The 17,910-nt window shown below is 63.7% G+C and carries 19 protein-coding genes; 8 read left to right on the top strand and 11 right to left on the bottom strand.

The annotated features are described in order from the left end of the window. Nucleotides 1-6 precede the first annotated feature (6 nt). Both MKK62_RS05460 and MKK62_RS05455 read right to left on the bottom strand, forming a co-directional pair. Nucleotides 7-1,485: an alpha,alpha-trehalose-phosphate synthase (UDP-forming) gene (locus tag MKK62_RS05460; RefSeq protein WP_240262013.1), complete on the bottom strand. Its 1,479-nt coding sequence runs from the start codon at nucleotides 1,483-1,485 to the stop codon at nucleotides 7-9. Beyond that, complete coding sequence (locus MKK62_RS05455; RefSeq protein WP_240262014.1) at nucleotides 1,486-1,650, bottom strand: hypothetical protein; 165 nt, start codon at nucleotides 1,648-1,650, stop codon at nucleotides 1,486-1,488. 118 nt (nucleotides 1,651-1,768) lie between these two features. Between MKK62_RS05455 and MKK62_RS05450 the strand changes: the two genes are divergently transcribed. From MKK62_RS05450 to MKK62_RS05435, 4 genes are all read left to right on the top strand, one after another. After that, the gene (locus MKK62_RS05450; protein ID WP_240262015.1) at nucleotides 1,769-2,668 is read left to right on the top strand and encodes an enoyl-CoA hydratase; all 900 of its coding nucleotides are present in this window, start codon (nucleotides 1,769-1,771) and stop codon (nucleotides 2,666-2,668) included. 140 nt (nucleotides 2,669-2,808) lie between these two features. Further along, nucleotides 2,809-3,642: an SDR family oxidoreductase gene (locus tag MKK62_RS05445; protein WP_240262016.1), complete on the top strand. Its 834-nt coding sequence runs from the start codon at nucleotides 2,809-2,811 to the stop codon at nucleotides 3,640-3,642. Between the two features lie 89 nt (nucleotides 3,643-3,731). After that, the gene (locus tag MKK62_RS05440) at nucleotides 3,732-5,006 is read left to right on the top strand and encodes an amidohydrolase family protein (RefSeq protein WP_240262017.1); all 1,275 of its coding nucleotides are present in this window, start codon (nucleotides 3,732-3,734) and stop codon (nucleotides 5,004-5,006) included. 92 nt (nucleotides 5,007-5,098) lie between these two features. Further along, a complete protein-coding gene (locus tag MKK62_RS05435; protein WP_240262018.1) occupies nucleotides 5,099-5,764 on the top strand; it encodes a PadR family transcriptional regulator in 666 nt (221 codons plus the stop codon). A gap of 46 nt (nucleotides 5,765-5,810) precedes the next feature. On the opposite strand, the gene MKK62_RS05430 is transcribed toward MKK62_RS05435, so the two are convergent. Together MKK62_RS05430 and MKK62_RS05425 are read right to left on the bottom strand one after the other, a co-directional pair. After that, a complete protein-coding gene (locus MKK62_RS05430; RefSeq protein ID WP_240262019.1) occupies nucleotides 5,811-6,413 on the bottom strand; it encodes a PaaI family thioesterase in 603 nt (200 codons plus the stop codon). A gap of 7 nt (nucleotides 6,414-6,420) precedes the next feature. Beyond that, nucleotides 6,421-8,088 carry a 3-ketosteroid-delta-1-dehydrogenase gene (locus tag MKK62_RS05425; RefSeq protein WP_240262020.1) on the bottom strand — a complete coding sequence of 556 codons (1,668 nt, stop codon included), beginning with the start codon at nucleotides 8,086-8,088 and terminating at the stop codon, nucleotides 6,421-6,423. Between the two features lie 136 nt (nucleotides 8,089-8,224). Between MKK62_RS05425 and MKK62_RS05420 the strand changes: the two genes are divergently transcribed. Both MKK62_RS05420 and MKK62_RS05415 read left to right on the top strand, forming a co-directional pair. Beyond that, entirely contained in the window at nucleotides 8,225-9,370 is a 1,146-nt protein-coding gene (locus MKK62_RS05420; RefSeq protein WP_240263812.1) for a 3-ketosteroid-9-alpha-monooxygenase, oxygenase component, read from the top strand. Further along, a complete protein-coding gene (locus MKK62_RS05415; RefSeq protein WP_240262021.1) occupies nucleotides 9,367-9,645 on the top strand; it encodes a ferredoxin in 279 nt (92 codons plus the stop codon). The genes MKK62_RS05420 and MKK62_RS05415 overlap by 4 nt, the downstream gene beginning before the upstream one ends. Nucleotides 9,646-9,652: 7 nt before the next feature. On the opposite strand, the gene MKK62_RS05410 is transcribed toward MKK62_RS05415, so the two are convergent. From MKK62_RS05410 to MKK62_RS05390, 5 genes are read right to left on the bottom strand one after another with little or no spacing between them, the layout of a single operon-like run. After that, nucleotides 9,653-10,459, bottom strand: coding sequence for an SDR family NAD(P)-dependent oxidoreductase (locus MKK62_RS05410; RefSeq protein WP_240262022.1), 807 nt, complete (start codon nucleotides 10,457-10,459; stop codon nucleotides 9,653-9,655). Nucleotides 10,460-10,464: 5 nt separating this feature from the next. After that, on the bottom strand, nucleotides 10,465-11,541 hold the full coding sequence (locus tag MKK62_RS05405) for a hypothetical protein (protein WP_240262023.1): 1,077 nt from the start codon (nucleotides 11,539-11,541) through the stop codon (nucleotides 10,465-10,467). Between the two features lie 48 nt (nucleotides 11,542-11,589). Beyond that, on the bottom strand, nucleotides 11,590-12,570 hold the full coding sequence (locus MKK62_RS05400) for an alpha/beta hydrolase (protein WP_240262024.1): 981 nt from the start codon (nucleotides 12,568-12,570) through the stop codon (nucleotides 11,590-11,592). Then, a complete protein-coding gene (locus tag MKK62_RS05395) occupies nucleotides 12,567-13,403 on the bottom strand; it encodes an SDR family NAD(P)-dependent oxidoreductase (RefSeq protein WP_240262025.1) in 837 nt (278 codons plus the stop codon). The genes MKK62_RS05400 and MKK62_RS05395 overlap by 4 nt, the downstream gene beginning before the upstream one ends. Next, nucleotides 13,400-13,879, bottom strand: coding sequence for a nuclear transport factor 2 family protein (locus tag MKK62_RS05390; protein ID WP_240262026.1), 480 nt, complete (start codon nucleotides 13,877-13,879; stop codon nucleotides 13,400-13,402). Before MKK62_RS05390 ends, MKK62_RS05395 begins: the two co-directional genes overlap by 4 nt. 205 nt (nucleotides 13,880-14,084) lie before the next feature. Here MKK62_RS05390 and MKK62_RS05385 point away from each other — a divergent pair, with 205 nt between their 5' ends. Both MKK62_RS05385 and MKK62_RS05380 read left to right on the top strand, forming a co-directional pair. Continuing rightward, a complete protein-coding gene (locus MKK62_RS05385; protein WP_240262027.1) occupies nucleotides 14,085-16,016 on the top strand; it encodes a flavin-containing monooxygenase in 1,932 nt (643 codons plus the stop codon). Continuing rightward, the gene (locus MKK62_RS05380; RefSeq protein WP_240262028.1) at nucleotides 16,013-16,900 is read left to right on the top strand and encodes an SDR family NAD(P)-dependent oxidoreductase; all 888 of its coding nucleotides are present in this window, start codon (nucleotides 16,013-16,015) and stop codon (nucleotides 16,898-16,900) included. Before MKK62_RS05385 ends, MKK62_RS05380 begins: the two co-directional genes overlap by 4 nt. 34 nt (nucleotides 16,901-16,934) lie before the next feature. Here the strand turns inward: MKK62_RS05380 and MKK62_RS05375 are convergent, their stop codons facing one another. Together MKK62_RS05375 and MKK62_RS05370 are read right to left on the bottom strand one after the other, a co-directional pair. Further along, nucleotides 16,935-17,564 (bottom strand): Dabb family protein, encoded by a 630-nt coding sequence (locus MKK62_RS05375; protein ID WP_240262029.1) that lies wholly within the window; start codon nucleotides 17,562-17,564, stop codon nucleotides 16,935-16,937. Further along, a complete protein-coding gene (locus tag MKK62_RS05370) occupies nucleotides 17,557-17,904 on the bottom strand; it encodes a hypothetical protein (RefSeq protein ID WP_240262030.1) in 348 nt (115 codons plus the stop codon). Before MKK62_RS05370 ends, MKK62_RS05375 begins: the two co-directional genes overlap by 8 nt. Nucleotides 17,905-17,910: the final 6 nt, after the last annotated feature.

The raw sequence follows: 17,910 nt of genomic DNA, 5'->3' as shown, positions 1-17,910 counted from the left end.
GGGGAATCAACCGTTTGTCGAGCTGCGGTCGGCGAGTACGTCGAGAAACGAGCGGGCCCACCGGTCGACGTCGTGGGCCAGCACTTGGCGCCGCAGCGCGCGCATCCGGCGGCGCCCCTCGTCGTCGGGCTGGTTGATCGCCGCCTCGATCGCGTCCTTGACGCCCTCGATGTCGTGCGGGTTGACCAGGTAAGCCTGGGTGAGTTCGGCTGCGGCACCGGTGAATTCGCTCAGCACGAGAGCACCGCCGAGGTCGCTGCGACACGCGACATATTCCTTCGCGACCAGGTTCATCCCGTCGCGCAGCGGGGTCACCAGCATGACGTCGCTGGCGACGAAGAATGAAATCAACTCGTCGCGGGGCACTGGGCGGTGCAAGTAATGCACCACCGGACGCCCCACCTCGCTGTATTCGCCGTTGATGTGGCCGACCTGCCGCTCGATGTCTTCTCGCAGCTTCTGGTAGCTCTCCACTCGTTCGCGGCTTGGTGTGGCGAGTTGGATCAGCACCGTGTCCTCGCCCTTGACGCGGCCTTCGGCGAGCAGCTCGGAAAGCGCCGTGAGCCGGACGTCGATGCCCTTGGTGTAGTCCAATCTGTCGACGCCGAGCAGGATGTTGCGCGGATTGCCGATTTCGGCGCGGATCTCCTTCGCCCTCCGCCGGATACCCCGGTCGCGGCCCTTGTGGTCGAGTTCGGCCGAGTCGATCGAGATCGGAAACGCGCCGACCCGAACGACGCGGTCCTCGAGCTGCACCTCGCCGAAGCGGGAACGTACACCGACCGAACCGCGTGAGGTGCTCGCGCCGAGCAGGCGCCGGGCCAGGATGAGGAAGTTCTGCGCGCCGCCGGCAAGGTGGAAACCGACCAGGTCGGCGCCTAGCAGGCCCTGGACGATCTCGGTTCGCCACGGCATCTGCATGAACAGCTCGACCGGTGGGAACGGAATGTGCAGGAAGAAACCGATGGTCAGATCGGGTCGGAGCTCGCGCAGCATCTTCGGGACCAGCTGCAGTTGGTAGTCCTGGACCCAGACGATTGCGTCCTGGGCGGCGGCGCGAGCGGCCGCTTCGGCGAACCGACGATTGACGTCGACGTAGCGGTCCCACCATTCCCGGTGGTAGATCGGCTTGACGATGACGTCGTGATACAGCGGCCACAGCGAGGCATTGGAGAAGCCTTCGTAATACTTTTCGACGTCGTCGGCCGACAGCCGCACCGGGTGCAGGGTGAGGTCGTCCTCGACAATCGGCTCATCGACGGTGTCCACGTCGTCGTCGACAACTCCGGGCCAGCCGATCCAGGCGCCGCTACGGCGTCGCAGCAACGGCTCCAGCGCGGTGACCAAGCCGCCCGGGCTGCGTTTCCACGTCGTGGTGCCGTCGGGCAAACGTTCCATGTCGATCGGCAGCCGGTTGGCGACCACGACGAAGTCGGACGCACCGGAAGCGGGGCTGGCTACAGCCGGGCTTCCTGCGGGGGGCACTTACACCTCGATCTTCGAGGGTCCAATGCCGAGCATCGAAAGGAACACACGGCACTCGTCGGCGTCGTTCGCGTAGGCCGCTACCACGCGCCTGGCCTGGCTGGCCGTGTCGTCGGCCAACGGCTCGACATCTTCGATTTCGGGAGTGTCAGATTTCGCGGGCATGTCATAACTGTAGGCGAAGTGCGTGATCAGCCGCATGGGGCGCCGCGACCCCCGGGGCAGGGCGTTACGGGATGGTCGTAATGTGTAACTTCCCGACCGTGTGCGAATGAGGTGGCCGATGTCAGAGTCCGACGAGTTGGTGACTTACGAAACCCTCGACGAGGGCCGCATCGCGCGGATCTGGTTGAACCGGCCCGAGGCGCACAATGCGCAGAGCCGCGGCTTACTAGTCGAACTCGACGACGCTTTCCTACGCGCCGAGGCCGACGACGCGGTCCGGGTGGTGATCCTGGCAGCGCGCGGGAAAAACTTCTCGGCCGGCCACGACCTGGGCTCGGAGTTGGCGCTGGCCGAACGCGCCCCCGGGGACGCGCAATTGCCGAGCTTCCGAATCAACGGCGGCACCCGTGAACCAGTCGCGGAGAAGACCTACCTGCAGGAGTGGCACTACTTCTTCCAGAACACCTGTCGGTGGCGCGATCTGCGCAAGATCACCATCGCCCAGGTGCAGGGCAATGCGATCTCGGCCGGCCTGATGCTGGTCTGGGCGTGTGACCTGATCGTCGCGGCCGACAACGCCAAGTTCAGCGACGTGGTCGGTGTTCGAATGGGCATGCCCGGCGTGGAATACTATGCACACCCTTGGGAATTCGGCCCGCGAAAAGCCAAAGAGCTTCTGCTGACCGGTGATTCGCTGGACGCCGATGAGGCCTACCGGCTGGGCATGGTTTCGAAGGTGTTCCCCGCCGACGAACTCGCGGACAAGACTGTGGAGTTCGCCCGCCGGATCGCGGAACGGCCGACTATGGCAGCGCTGTTGATCAAGGACTCGGTGAACGCCGCCTCCGATGCGATGGGATTCACCGAAGCATTACGACACGCATTCCACATCCACGAGCTGGGCCACGCGCACTGGGCCGCGCACAACGAAAACCGTTATCCGATCGGCCTGCCGCCCGACGTCGAGGATTGGCGCAACGCGAAGCCGACGAAAATCGCTCGCAAGGACACCCCCTAGTCGCTTCGGTCGCGAGACAGCAGCCAGGGCTGCGGTCCGGCCCAGGGTCACGACCAAGGCTTCCGGTTCGAGGCTGTCGCGAGGCGTGCGTGTGGTTCTATAACTAGAACCTGTTTCAGTTTCGGGACGAAGGGGTCGCGATGCAGCTGTCATTCGAAGGCCGGACGTATTTGGTCACCGGCGGCGGCAGCGGGATCGGCAAAGGCGTGGCGGCCGGTCTGGTCGCATCCGGAGCCTCGGTGATGATCGTCGGCCGCAACGCAGACCGGCTCGCGGCGGCGGTCGAGGAGCTCGACCCGGTCGCGGCCGACGGTGGCGCGATCCGTTTCGAGCCCGCCGACGTCACCGACGAGGACGAGGTCGCCCACGCGGTCGAAGCGGCGACGGCATGGCACGGCCGACTCAACGGGGCGGTGCACTGCGCCGGTGGCTCATTGACCATCGGCCCGATCACCCAGATGGACTCCGACGCCTGGCGTCGTACCGTCGACCTCAACATCAACGGCACGATGTACGTGCTCAAGCACTGCGCCCGGGAAATGGTGCGCGGCGGGGGCGGATCGTTCGTCGGCATCTCGTCGATCGCGTCGAGCAACACCCACCGCTGGTTCGGTGCCTACGGCGTCACCAAGGCCGGGCTGGACCACCTGATGCAGTTGGCCGCCGACGAACTCGGACCGTCCTGGGTTCGGGTCAACAGCATCCGTCCGGGTCTGATCCGCACCGACATGGTTGCGCCGATCACCGACTCGCCCGAACTGTCGCAGGACTACGCGGCGTGCACGCCGTTGCCGCGAGTCGGCGAGGCCGAAGACATCGCCAACATGGCCATGTTCCTGCTCAGCGACGCCGCCAGTTGGGTCACCGGGCAGGTCATCAACGTCGACGGCGGGCATCTGCTGCGCCGCGGCCCGGACTTCACCGCGATGCTGGAGCCGGCGTTCGGCGCCGACGGCCTGCGTGGAGTCGTGTGATCACAGGTCCGCTCAACGAGATGGCGATCTTGCAGCGGTTCGTTAATCCGGAACGCTAGCCTCGTACTGCGACAACGCCGGAGGACGCGATGCCTACAACTCGGGACACCATAGATCGCTACGTCGTCATTTCGACGGACACCCACGCCGGTGCCGACATCGGCGACTACAAGCCGTACCTGCCTGCGGCCCTGCACGACGACTTCGACGCCTGGGCCAAGACCTACGTCAGCCCATTCGACGACCTCATCATCGCGACGGCCAACCGGAACTGGGACAGCGACCTGCGGATCGCGGACATGGACGCCGACGGGGTGGCCGCGGAGGTGCTGCTGCCCAACACCGTCCCGTCGTTCTTCCCCACTACCCCGAACATCACCATCAGCCTGCCACGGACCCGCGACGAATTCGAAAAGCGTTGGGCCGGAGTGCAAGCGCACAACCGCTGGCAAATCGATTTCTGCTCGTTGGCGCCAACCCGGCGCCGCGGTCTGATCCAAATCTTTCCCAATGACATCGATCACGCGCTCGACGAAATCCGTTGGGGCGCAGAGCAAGGGTGCTTCGGTGGAGTGCTGGTCCCGCCGGTGTCCCCGGGGGACCCTAATGTCGCGCCGCTGTTCCATACGAGGTACGACCCGTTATGGGCACTGTGTGAAGAACTCGACCTGACCGTGGTTCAGCACGCGGGTGCCGGCAGTCCAGAAATGCCGATGGATCAACCCGCGTCGAATGCGGTGCTGGTCACTGAGATGGCAATGTGGGCCAACCGGACCCTCGGACACCTGATCCTGGCCGGCGTCTTCGAGCGCTACCCGGGACTACGGTTCGTGCCTACCGAGCAGGGCACGATGTGGGTGCCTGGAACACTCGCAATCCTCGATGCGATGGTGCCGACGATGAAGTCCGAGGCGGGCAACCGCACCTACGGCATGTTCGGCGGATCGTCGGTCGACGAGCTGACCCTGACGCCAAGCGAATACGCGCAGCGGAACTGTTATCTGGCAAGCGAATTGGCACCGTTCGACTCGGGAATGATCGACTTCATGGGCGCCGAGCACATCATGTGGGGCAGCGACTACCCCCACGAGGAGGGCTTCACGCCGCACTCGAAGCTGGCCATCCGGTGGGCCCTGCACGACAGGTCGACGGACGAATGCCGGAAGATCCTGGGCGACAACGCTGCTCGGCTGTACCGGTTCGACATCGAAGCACTCACGCCGGTGGCCGCCAAGATCGGCCCGACGGTCGACGAGGTGCACAAGCCGCTCGAGGACACCGGCTATCGCGCCCCGGCGGCGTTCGGCTACCGGCCGTTCGAAGGCGGGTTGGCACTCAAGCGGCTCGCGCCTGCCCGCGGCTGAGTTCAGGCCATAGGGTCTGGCCCGGGTCGCGCGCTGTCCCGGTCAGCGGCAGACGCACAGGTAGCCCACCTGCCCCAAGGTAGCCTTGCGGGATGAATGAGCAGGACAAACCCAATCTCGCCGCCACCAGTTGGGCGTTGTTGGGCGTCCTTTCATACGAGCAGGAACTGACGGGCTACGACATCCGCAAGTGGATCAGCTGGAGCATGCGGTTCTTTTACGGCAGTCCGGCGTACAGCCAGATCTACACCGAGCTGAAGAAGCTCGAGAAGCTGGGACTGGTCGAATCACGCGTCGAGAACAGCGGAGAGACGCGCAGCCGCAGGGTCTACAGGATCACCGAGGCCGGTTTTGATGCGGTGCGGCGTTGGGCCGATGAGGAACCTGTCGAGTTGCCTTCCATCAAACATCCGGCGGTGCTGCGGGTGACGTTGGGACATCTGACCAACCCCACTCGGCTCCGACAGATTCTGCAGGATTACGTCAGCGAGGTGGACAAGGTCCATCAGCAAGCGGCAAGAGATGCACGATGGGCAGCGCTCGAACCCAGCTGGGCCTACGGCCGGGTCGCACTTCAGTGGGCAGAACGTTATTACGCGTCAGAACGGGAGCTTGCGCTGAAAATGATCAAAGATCTCGACGAGGCGCAGGCTGATTTTGAACAAGCCGGCAAGGTGGACGGTCAAAAGGTTGCGTGGCCGTCTACCGACTACTGGTACGAGGTCGAACGGCGGGCGGACGCGGAGGATACGAACTGACGCCGACGGCGTCGTTGATTCCCGGCCACCAGCGGCCGGTCCGAGGTCACGGTGCCCCGTCCCGGGGGTAGATGAACACGCCTTCAGCTTGTACGGTGATGCCCTTTGCGTCGGCAATATGTCCGACGGCGAATGTCTTTGTGCCCTCTACTCGTTCGATGCGCGCCTCTGCGTGCAGCGAGCCAAGCGGAGTGCCTCGCAGGTAGCGGACGCAGAGGGTGCCGGTGACGGCGGGCCTGCCGGGTTGGTGGGCGGTCGCAGCGAGGACGTGGTCGAGGATCAGGGCGCATACCCCGCCGTGCACATGTCCTGCGGGGCCTTCGTAAGCCGCGCCAAGGGTGAGCTCGGCCCATGCCTGGCCGTCGTTGCCGTGCTGAACAACCAGGGGAGGGGCGATGGGGTTGCGCAATCCGATCAGGACGTTGCCCCATGTCTTCGGCTGGTGGTCGCCGGACTGCCGGACGCCGAATGATCCCGGTGACACCGAGGTGCTGAGATCGTCGGCGGCACTGTCGATCTTGGCCTTCGCCGCGGTGACCGTCGCGGGGTCTGCTTCGGTTCGGATGCTCAGGTCGATGAGTCGGCGCAGCGAATCGGTCAGCGGCCCATACAGCGACGTGAGTTGCGCCAGTTCCCTTTCGACCGTCATGTCGTAATCAGCTCGACGCGGCGTCGAGCGCGGCGATGTAGCCGTACACCAGTCCCTGCGCGATCGTCGCGCCGGCGCCGGGGTACGTCGCTCCGAACGCGTTGGCCGCGGTGTTGCCGATCGCGTACAGGCCTTCGATCGCACTGCCGTCTTCGCGCAGAACGCGAGCGCGGTCATCGGCGCGCAGACCGCCGCAGGTCCCGAGGTCGCTCAGTGTCATTTTCACCGCATAAAACGGCCCCCGTTCGAGGGCACGGAGGTTGGGGTTGGGGCCGATGGTCGGATCCCCGTAGTAGCGGTCATAGGCGCTGTCGCCGCGGTGGAAGTCGGGGTCATTTCCGGTTCGCGACATCTCGTTGAACCGCGTCATGGTCGAGCTGAACGTCTTTGCGGGAATACCCATCATCTCGGCAAGTTCAGCCAGATCATCCGAGCGATGGGCGATCCCGGCTTCATACCACGACTGTGGAATCGGCATGCGCGGGAACAGCGCGCCACCGAAGACGTAGCTGTTGCGGTACTGCTGATCGAAGACGATCCACATCGACTCCACCGGATTGCCCGAGCGCTCCCGCGCCAGCAGGCACTGCCCGAACGACATGTAATCGGTGGCCTCGTTGATGAATCGGGTGCCGTCTTGGTCGATGATCAGCGAACCAGGAAGTGATCGTTCAGCCAGCATCACCGACGGTGTACCTCCGGGCAACGGTGCCACGGCTGGAAACCACCATGCCTGGTCCATCAGATCGGTTGCGGCACCGACATCTTGACCGGCATGGATTGCGTCACCGGTGTTGCTGTCGGCCCCTAGGCTCAGGTGCTCGCCAAGGGATTCGGACTGAAACTTCCACCGCATCGCCATGCTGTGGTCGAACCCGCCGGCCGCCAACACCACGCCGCGCCTCGCGGTGACCGCGATCTCGCGTCCGTCATGGACGACGACTGCGCCCGTGACTCGCCCGTCGTCGACGGTCAGCCGCTGCAGCTCGGTGCTGGTCCAGATGGGGATTCCCGCGCGGACAACACCGGCGAACAGTCCTGCGGCCAGAGCCTGCCCGCCCGCGACGTAACGTCGTCCGATCAGCAGGCCACCGACTCCTTGGGCCAGGCGCTTGGCAACGGTGGGCACGCCTTTGCGAGGAACTCGTGCCATCAGGTTCATCCACCGATAGTCGGCGGTGGTGGTGGGCATCGGGACGTTGGCCTCCATGACACCCGGTCGCAGGCGGGTCCGGTACTCCCGCAGGATTGCGGAATTCAGCGGACGACATTCACAGGTGCGCCCGCTGGCGGTTCCGCCCGGCTCCTCCGGGTGGTAGTCGGAATAGTCCTTGGCCCAACTGAGACGAATCGGCGTGGTGCGCTGCAGCATGCCGATCATGGAGTTCACATTCCGCAGATAGGCGGAGGATCGTTCGTCTGGTGCGGTGCCGGCAACCACGGACTGCAGGTAGGTTTCGGCGCGCCGCAGGCTGTCGCCGGCATTCTTGTCGGCGAGCATCGGGCTGGCCGGAAGCCACAGCGCGCCGCCGGATCGCGCGGTCGAGCCACCGACGTAGGACGACTTCTCCGCGATCATTACCGTCAATCCGCGCTCGTGGGCGGCAAGCGCCGCTGCCATTCCTGTGCCCGAGCCCACGACGAGGAGGTCGACCACCGTGTCCCGCAACGGCATACCGGCTGGAATCGTGGCTGATAAAGCAGTCGTCACAGCCACGACGTTAGGCCGCCGTTCCGCTTTTGCGAGTGCTTTCTCCCTGCCAGCGGGACGGTCCGTGTCACGAGCGGACACGCGGTTGTACAACAACAGCATGACGTTGGAGCTGAATGCCGACGAGGTCCGTCGGATCGAAGCAGCTGCGGCGCCGTCCCGGTATGCACGTGGTTGGCACTGCTTGGGCCTTATCGACGAGTTCGGAGACGGCGAGCCGCACGCAGTTCATGCGTTCGGTCAGAAGCTGGTGGTCTTCCGGGGCGGCGACGGCAACATCAACGCGCTCGACGGGTACTGCCGGCACATGGGTGGAGACCTCACCCGCGGCCACGTCAAGGGCAACGAAATCGCCTGCCCGTTTCACGATTGGCGCTGGGGCGGTGACGGCCGGTGCAAGCGTGTGCCCTATAGCAAGCGGGTGCCCAAACTGGCCCGCACCGCGAAATGGACCACGCTGGAGCAAGACGGAATGTTGTTCGTGTGGAACGATCCGGAAGGCAATCCGCCGCCGCCGGAGGCGACCATTCCGCGGATCGAAGGCGCAGGCAGCCTGGAATGGACTGACTGGCATTGGTACACCACGGTTGTCAAGTCGAACTGCCGCGAAATCATCGACAACGTCGTCGACATGGCGCATTTCTTCTACATCCACGGTTCAATGCCGACATATTTCAAAAATATCTTTGAAGGTCAGGTTGCAACTCAATACATGAATAGCGGTCCGCGCGGTGACATACCGAACCCTGACGGTCAGCCGAAAATGCTAGGCACTACCTCGGCTGCATCATACTTCGGTCCATCGTTCATGATTGATGATCTGACCTATCACTTCGAGCATGAGGATCAACGGACTGTACTGCTGAATTGCCACTACCCGATTGACGCGAATTCGTTTGTGCTGCAATACGGAATCATCGTCAAGAAGTCTGAGCACTTGTCGGAGGAAGCGGCGGTGCAGACCGCTATCGCGCTGGGTGATTGGGTGAAGGTCGGTTTCGAGCAGGATGTCGAGATCTGGAAAACGAAGGCGCGCATCGATAATCCGCTGTTGTGCGAAGAGGACGGCCCGGTGTATCAGCTACGGCGTTGGTATCAGCAGTTCTACGTCGACGTCGCGGACGTAGCGGCTGACATGGTGGACAGGTTCGAGTACGAGATCGACGTCACCAAACCCCGGGAGGCCTGGCAGCAACAGGTCGAGGAGAACATTGCCGCCGGGATCGGGCAAACCTCGCCAGCATGACCAGTTGCAGCGACAACCGTTTGCAAGAGGCGCCGCTGCTGCCGGTGAGTTGCCAGCGCTGCGGTGTCCGGGTGCTGGTCCGCAAGAGCAGTTGGCAACAAACCAGTATTCAATGGAACGCTGAAGCGACGGCGACGTGTTTGCAGCGGCACCAGACTGCAGCACTTGCCCCTCAGTTGCAGGGGGTGTTCCTGGCGTGTTCTGACCTACGCGACTCGATCGACACAGCCGTCGAAAGCGGCACTCTGCCGATTATCGACGAATTGGCTCGTTGACTGCGGTTTACATGTGTGTGCCGCCGTCGATGCGAAGCTCAGTGCCCGTAATGAAATAGGCGTCACCTGAGCCGAGCATCGCCACAGCAGAAGCGACGGAATCCGGTGGGGCGAACTGTGCGCCGCCGTCCAACGGGAGCATGGGCTGTACCTTGGCGAATAACGAATAGTCGGCGTCAGCGGGCAGGCCGGCGCCGACACTTTGTTTGGATTGGCCTGTCCCATCGGTCATTCCGGATGATATCGATCCAGGCTGCACACAGTTGAACCGAATGCCCTCCTTGGCGAACTCCAGCGCCAGCGCGTGGGTCATCGACAGGATTCCGCCTTTGGAAGCGGCGTAGCCACACATGTATGGGTGGGCAAACTGGGCTGACGTCGAAGTAAAGTTCACCACCGCAGGTCGGTTGCCTTTGCGCAATTCGCGGATCGCTTCGCGCGTGACCAGGAAGGTACCGACGAGATTGACTCGAAGTATGCGTTCGAAGTCATCCGCCGTGGTTTCCTCGAAATGAGCCGATCGTAGGATTCCTGCCGCGTTGACCAAAGTGTCCAGGCCGCCAAGCGTCATAACTGCTTGAGCAACAGCGGTTTTCACGGAGTCTTCGTCGGCGACATCCATGATCAGAGTGCTGAGTCGATCGATGTGAGGCTCAGCCTCGGCGACGGTGTCTTTCAGCCCCGCCTGGCTGATGTCTGCGGCGACGACGTGGCCGCCTTCTTCGAGGATCCGCAGAACGCTCGCCTGCCCGATACCGGAGCCCGCGCCGGTGATCAGGACGCGACGACCGGTATAACGCTGGAGGCTGCTCATCGAGGTCACGCCAGTTGGAAGGCGCTGATCGGCGCATCCTGCGGATAGATCGACGGACCACCCAAGTCGTAGGCCGCGTTGAGGGTGCGGATGAATTCCGGGTCATGCAGCGGGTCTTCCGGCATGGCCAGCTTGATGCCTTGAGCATTGACGTCTTTGACCATGGTGTCGATCGCCTGCTCGATGGTCAGGTCATGGGAGCCTTCCATATTCTTCTTCAGCTCGTCGTAGTCGGAGAACACCTCTGCCGACCAGTGCACCAAGAACCGCAACTCGTCGGTGTGGTGTCGCGCGATCGACTTGTCGCCGTTCTTCAGCAGCCAATAGTCGCGGTCGTCGGGATCGCCGGTGAACACGGTGTCAAACGCCAAATCTGGTGGAATCTGTTGCTCGAGTGGGCCGTTCGCTTCGCCGCGGTGCACCATCATCTCGTTTTGCACCACCACGCCCCGGTTGTTGATCGGCGGCAGCACACGGCTAGGTGCTCGCAGCGGACCGTCGGGCCAAAAGGTGAATCCGCTGCCGTGGTCCAGCGAGAACCAGGTGATCACCTGGGCCATCTTGATCAGGTACTCCTGAAACAGGCCGGATTTACCCATCACGCTGGTGAGCCAAGTCGGCGCATTCTCGTATCGCACCCCGCGGAAGCTTGGCGAATCCAGGTGTCCCGGATCGCGATTCGCACATGGGCCGTTGATATTGAACAGCATCAGCTGAGGCTTGGCGTACTCGGCATTCCAATAGTTTTTCGCCATGTCGAGAAACTGTGGGTTGTAGAAACAGTCGTGCAGTTGCGGATGGAGCACCGCGCCGTAATTGGCCAGGTAGCCGCGAAAGGTCGGCGTCAGAAACAGGTCCAGTGACGGCTCGAAGCCTTCGGGGAAGGCACCGCTCATCGTTGCCATCAGTTCGTCGGCCGACGCGAAGTGTTGCGCGATGATCAACTTCCACGGACCCTCGGTGCGCACAACATCGAGCAGGCGCTCGCGTTGGTCATCGGTGTAGACGTTGTCGATTTCGCGGGGCGGTGCCGCCGGCCGTAATACATCAGAAAGCTTCATCCGTCGCTCGTCAGTGAGCATCAGCTCTCTCCTTCTGCCAATACTGGATTGGCGTGATTGTGGGTGATGTCACCGCGTCGCGGCGCTGTCATGTCCGGTGATCGGGACATCGAATCGGACGGGGTTCGCAAACTTCGCCTGCAGCAGCGCACCGATCTCCGCGATGGCCAACTGTCCGCGCTGGGTTGCGTCACAGCGCATGAGAAAGCCGTGGTACATACCGGGATACCGGGTTGTGGTGGTCTGCACGCCGGCGTCGCGCAGCCTGGCCGCGTAGCGCTCACCCCAGTCCTGGATCGGATCGCACGCCGCCGTGACCACGATCGCCGGCGGTAAACCGGACAGGTCGGAGGCGTAGGCAGGAACGAGGTACGGATCTCGGGGCGGGCCGGCATCGCCGTCGGCGAGGGCATGCATGAAGTCGATGTCGTCGCGGACCAGCAGCGGGGCACGAGGAAGCGCGACGACCGAAGGTGCGGTCATGTCGCGATCCAAGCCCGGATACAACAGCACCTGTGCAAAGATTGCCGGGCCTTGGCGGTCACGTGCGGCCAGCGCGACCGCGGCTGCCAGCGAACCGCCCGCGCTGTCGCCGACCACCGCAACCCGGGCGGCGTCCACGCCGAGGTTGTCTGCGTGTTGCGCTACCCACTCGGTGGCGGCGTACGCGTCGTCAAATTGCGCGGGCGGTGGCGCCTCAGGTGCCAACCGATAGTCGACGGCCACGACGACAGCACAAGACGACGACGCGAGCTCGCGGGCCAGCGGCTCGAAAGAATGATTGGAACCCATGACGAGTCCGCCGCCATGAAAGTAGACCAGCGCAGGCTGACCGGAATCGCCTGTGGGCCGGTAGATTCGGATAGGAATCGATCCGCCGGGCCGGGGTATGGCCCCGTCCTCGATGCTGGCCATCGCGGGCATCTCGTCGTGCAGCGGCGCGGATTCGACCGCTGCGCGCACTGCAGCCAGCCCGCGTTCGCGCATCGGCGGCACCGGTCCGAACGCCGCCACCCGCGCGGCGGCGTCGGGATCAAGTTGTGGCATCATTTCAGTGCCGGAGAACGCTGTGCGGCAAGCACATTCGCGCGATCCGCCATCGCCGACGCGACGGACTGCTGGGTGAGCAAATAGAAACGGCCCTCGACGGCCTGCTCGAACACCGTCTCGGCGGCCGCCAGCGGATCCATGGCCGCCGCCTTGATGTCGAGCATCGCTAAGCGCTGCGCTTCGGCGGCAGCGACGTCGCCGGCGTTCGAGTCGACGCCGCCCGCCGACTCGAAGATGTTCGACAACACCGCGCCGGGCAACACGGCCTGCACGTGGATGTGGTGGTCGTGGCCGGCCGATTGAACATCGAGATGCAAGCATTCGGTCAACGCGAGCACGGCGTGTTTGCTCATGATGTAGGGCGCCTGCAGCGGAATTGCCACCACGCCCCCGACTGACGACAGGTTCCACACCCAGGCCTGTTCGTCAGTGGCCATCATCTTCGGCAGAAATGCCCGGACGCCGAAAAAGACTCCGCTGATATTGATCTCGACGACGCGCCGCCAGTTGTCGATCGGCGTGTCCCACAGGTAGCCGAACTGCTCGACGCCGGCGTTGTTCACCAGCAGCCGAACCCGCCCGACGTCACGGTAGACGCGATCGGCGAGTTCTCCCAGGGCTTCCGGGTCGCGCACATCGCACACGCTGTCTACCGCCGTGCCACCCGCGGCACAAAGTTCATCGCGCAACGCGGCGATCGCAATAGCGTCGATGTCCGCCAAGACGACGGTCATGCCCAGACTGCTGGCATACCGCGCCAGGCCCGCGCCGATCCCGGCGCCAGCACCGGTGATCACGGCGACGCCGCCAGAGAATGTTTCGCGTGCGCTCACGAACCAGCGACGCTGTCGGCGCCGAGCTCCGACAGCAGGACCGAGTTGGTGGCGTCGAGGACGACATCCATCTCGGTGAACAACAACCCGGCGGGTTCGCGCCGAACGCCGACGTTGACGACGCCGCTGGACACCGCGAACGGGACGAAGTTGGCGATTTGATTGACGAAGATGTAGAAACGCGCTCGGGTGACGTCCCCCTCGGTTCCGGTGCGATGCACGTTTGTGGCGTGGTGGCGCAACGGGTATGGGCTCTGTTTACGATGCTCGGACAGCCATTCCATCACCGCGTCACGCCCGTGCAGTTCCGGCGACATCAAGTCCTCGAACGGGCTGGCTCCGGAATCGCTTCGCGTCAGGTAATGCGCGTCCTTGGCGTAGCTTGCCGCCAGCTCGTCGTAGTGCGCTTCGTCGTAGTGATACCAGAAGCCCGCGATGAACTCTTGTAGCTCTGGCAACGTGATGTCATGACTCATGGAGTGAGTCAACCTCGGTGCGGCTCCGAGAGGACTGCGGATGCCCAGTCAGTGGAACATCGGACTGGGGTGGGCGCGACTCGACCGACCGCACTCGGTCCGCGAACCAGAGGGTAGGCGAGGGATGTCACCGGGGACTTAATCATGTCCCGCTCAGTAGACAGCAGGCCGCGCGCCGCCACGGCAGGCTTCCATACTCGAGGGCATGACCGCCGCCGCCAGAGAATCGACGACGCCGACTGGCCCCGCCGCCGTTGACCCCGGCGAGCTGCGGGACAACTTGCGGCAGGCTGACCCGGGCGTGCTGGTGGCGGTGCTCGCGCAGCTGACCGGGGACCCATCGGTGCTCGAGACGTATGCGCCCAAAATCTCCCATATTCCTGACCCGCCCGAGCGCGCCGGCGTCACCGACGCGGATACCGCCGACGCCCTGGTGCACGCGGTCATCGAGGCGCTGCATCAGCCCCGGTCCGCCGACGCGGTGGCCGCCGACGACCGAGAGTTCTTTGCCCGGTTACTGCCGGTCGCGCTAGGTTCCGAGATCGACGACGAGCAGGTGGACTTGCTGTTGGAGCAGGGCGGCTTTCACCGCTCACGGCCGACGCTGCCGCGGACGGCGCCGATCCCAGAGACGACGAAGATCGCCATCATCGGTGCGGGGATCGCGGGAATGAGCGTGGCGCTGGCGGCCGCAAATGAAGGAGTGTCCTACGAACTCTTCGATCGCAACGAAGAAGTCGGTGGAACTTGGCTGACCACAACCTATCCGGGCATCGGCGTCGACACACCGTCGGCGTACTACTCGCTGTCGTGGGAAATCAACCCCGACTGGAGCAATTACTACCCGCAGGGTGCGGAGTACCAGCGTTACCTGATGGCGCTGGCCGACAAGTACAAGCTGCGTGAGCGGACCCGCTTCGGCACCGAGGTCGAGGCGTTGTGGTGGGACGCCGATCGCAACCAGTGGCAGATCCACTTCGTCGACGCCGACGGCACTCGCGACGTCAGCTACGCCAGCGTCGTCGTCACCGCGGCCGGCTACCTCAACCGCCCGCGCTGGCCCGATGTTCGGGGACGGGAAACGTTTGCGGGCAGGAGCATTCACTCGGCGCATTGGGATTCCTCAATAGACCTCACCGGCAAGAAGGTGGCGATCATCGGTGCCGGCTGCACGGCGGTCCAGATCGTCGACGCGTGTGTCGATCAGGTGGATCACCTGACGGTATTTCAACGTCAGCCGCACTGGGTGGCGCCACGCAAGCGGCTCACCGACGAGGTGCCCGCGCACAGACGCTATCTCGGGCGCCATCTGCCCTACTACGCGAATTGGAACCGGCTGAAATCCTATTGGGGTACTGCCGATAACAACTATCCGGTTATCCTTCAGGATCCGGAGTGGGCCAAGGACCACCTGTCTATCTCGGCGGCCAACGATGTGCTGCTCAAGATGTGCCAGGAGTACATCGAGCAGACTTTCGGAAAAGACACGGAACTAGCCAAGAAGGTCACGCCGGACTTCGCGCCGTACGGAAAGCGGATCATCCGCGATCCGGGCGGGTATTACGCGGCGCTGACGCGCGATCACGTCGACGTGGAAGCCGGCGAGCCTGCCGAGGCTAACGCGAAAGGCATTGTCACACAAGACGGCCGGCAGATCGACCTGGACGTGATCATCTACGCCACCGGGTACCACCTGGACTTTCTGTCGACAATCGACATCCGCGGCCGTGACGGCAAGAAAATGATCGATGAATGGGGCGACAGCCCGCGCGCTTACCGCGGCGGCACCGTTCCCGGCTTTCCCAACCTGTTCACCATGTCGGCGCCGAACTACAGCCCCGGCCACGGGGCCGGCGCGAACTTCTCGATGGAGGTGCTCGCGCATTACATCATCGAATGCCTGCAATTGATGGCGTTGCGCGGCGCCACGACAATGGAAGTCACACAACGGGCTTATGACGACTATGTCGCCGACATCGACCAGGCGATGAGCCGGACTGTGTGGTGTCACACGCCCAATGCGCACACCTATTACCGGTCAGGATCGGGGCGGGTGGTGGTGGCGACACCGTACCGGCTGGTCGACGTCTGGCATCAGCATCGCGCACCGATCGAAGATGACTTCATATTGCGATGAGCCAATTACTCTGCGGCAAAACAGCTTTGGTTACTGGCAGCAGCCGCGGCATTGGACGCGCGATCGCTCAGCGCCTTGCCGCGGAGGGTGCGACCGTCGCGGTCACGGCGCGCGCCTACCAGCCGTCGCAGTCCGCCCGCGGCGGGATCACATCGGCGATACCGGGGACCATCGACGAGACCATCGCCCTGATCCAGGACGTCGGCGGGTCGGCGTTCGGACTCGCCGCCGACATCGAGGACGGCGCAGCGCGCGACGGTCTGGTCGACGCGGTGCTGGATCGGACCGGCCGGATCGACATCCTGGTCAATAACGCCGGTTTCGCCGACTACTCGGTGATCGAGGACATGTCCCTGGAAACGTTCGACCGAACCATTGAACACTATTTACGTACGCCGTTCGTGTTGACCAAAGCCGCAGTGCCGCAGATGCGTAAGCAAGGCGGCGGCTGGATCGTCAACATCGGATCGGTCACCGGTGTGGCCCCGGTGCGGCCGTACCGTCCCTACAACAAAACCTCCGGTGACGTTGTCTATGCGTCATGCAAGGCTGCGCTGCACCGCTTCACCCAGGGCGTAGCCGCGGAGTTGCTCGACGCCAACATCGCCGTGAACTGTGTCGGCCCCTCGACGGCGATCCGCACACCTGGTGCGACGCAGTTGATCCCGGAGTCCTTCTACACCGAACCCGTCGAGTACCTGGCCGAGACCGTGCTCGCGATGTGTCATCTGCCGGCCGCGCAGCGCACCGGCTTGGTCGCCTTCAGTCTGCACTACCCCTGGTCGCAACACCTGCCCGTGCACAGCCTCGACGGTAGGTCTGTCCTGCCGCCGCTGGAGCCGCCAGCGTCCGCCAACCCCAACATCTTGGTTGCCGGCCTGTAGCGCGAAAGGTGGAGAGGCTGTAGCTCCAGCTTCATCAGCTAGTCGGCAACGCGGCGTCGCAACGACAGAAGCTGTGGCATACCCGGTCTCGCACGATCACGTCGGGACATTCCGGGTCGAACCATCGATCCACTACTGCCCAGTGGATCGGATGCATCAGGTAGGGGCCCATCAGTCCGTCGAGGTCGCGGAATTCCTGCTCGAATACGTGTGTCCACGGTGACGTCCCGATCGCATCGTCGACGCGGCTCAGTTGCCACGCTCTGATGGCCGGGATGTAGTCGGGCATTGAAGACAATTCGGTTTCGAAACGTGCGAGCCGATTGGCGTCTGTGCCGGGCGACACCCGCAGCAGCAGCACGCGGTAGACGGTGCCCGATGTATTGTCTTTGCGCGTGGGGGAACCCGGGTAAGTCGCGCCGTTAATCCTGGTGATTCCGGGATCTGTCAACGCGGTATCGAATTCATCCGCGGCGGAGTGCCATTGGCTTCGAGAATCGAACCGCAGGTGAACCAGTACGTCGCCGCCGTTGCGCGACCCCGGCAGCGTCGGCTCGATGAGCCGGTGACTTACGTGGATCGCTTCCGCCGCTGAACGCACTGTTGCCAGCACGCGTTCCCGCTCTCGCTCCGCGACTTCGATGAGCCGAATGACGCTATACATCGCAAAGCCGATCGACGTCGTCGGCGGCGCCGGCGAAAGTCCTTGACCGCTCGACGATCAATTCGCTGATCCGCGACCACCATTCGCCCACAGCGGAATCAGGCCGACCCTTCCAGGTCATCTCCCACCATGCCTGCGCGCTGGGCAGCGTCCAACTGATGATGACGGTGTTGACCAGGTCTTCCGACCAGATCGGAGGGCTGACGAGGACGTCACGCAAAGTCATACCGCGCGCACGGGCGCCTGGCGCGTATTCGGCGAGGTATGCGTCGACGAATGTCCTTGCGCATCCACGCTTCGTGATGACTCGGTCAATCACGAATATCTGACCGTCGGCCATGGTTCG

Origin of the sequence: Mycobacterium paraterrae, assembly GCF_022430545.2 — a bacterium.
GTDB classification, from domain to species: domain Bacteria; phylum Actinomycetota; class Actinomycetes; order Mycobacteriales; family Mycobacteriaceae; genus Mycobacterium; species Mycobacterium paraterrae.
Note: the sequence above shows the minus strand (reverse complement) of the source record. Positions and strands in the feature narration are given on the sequence as shown.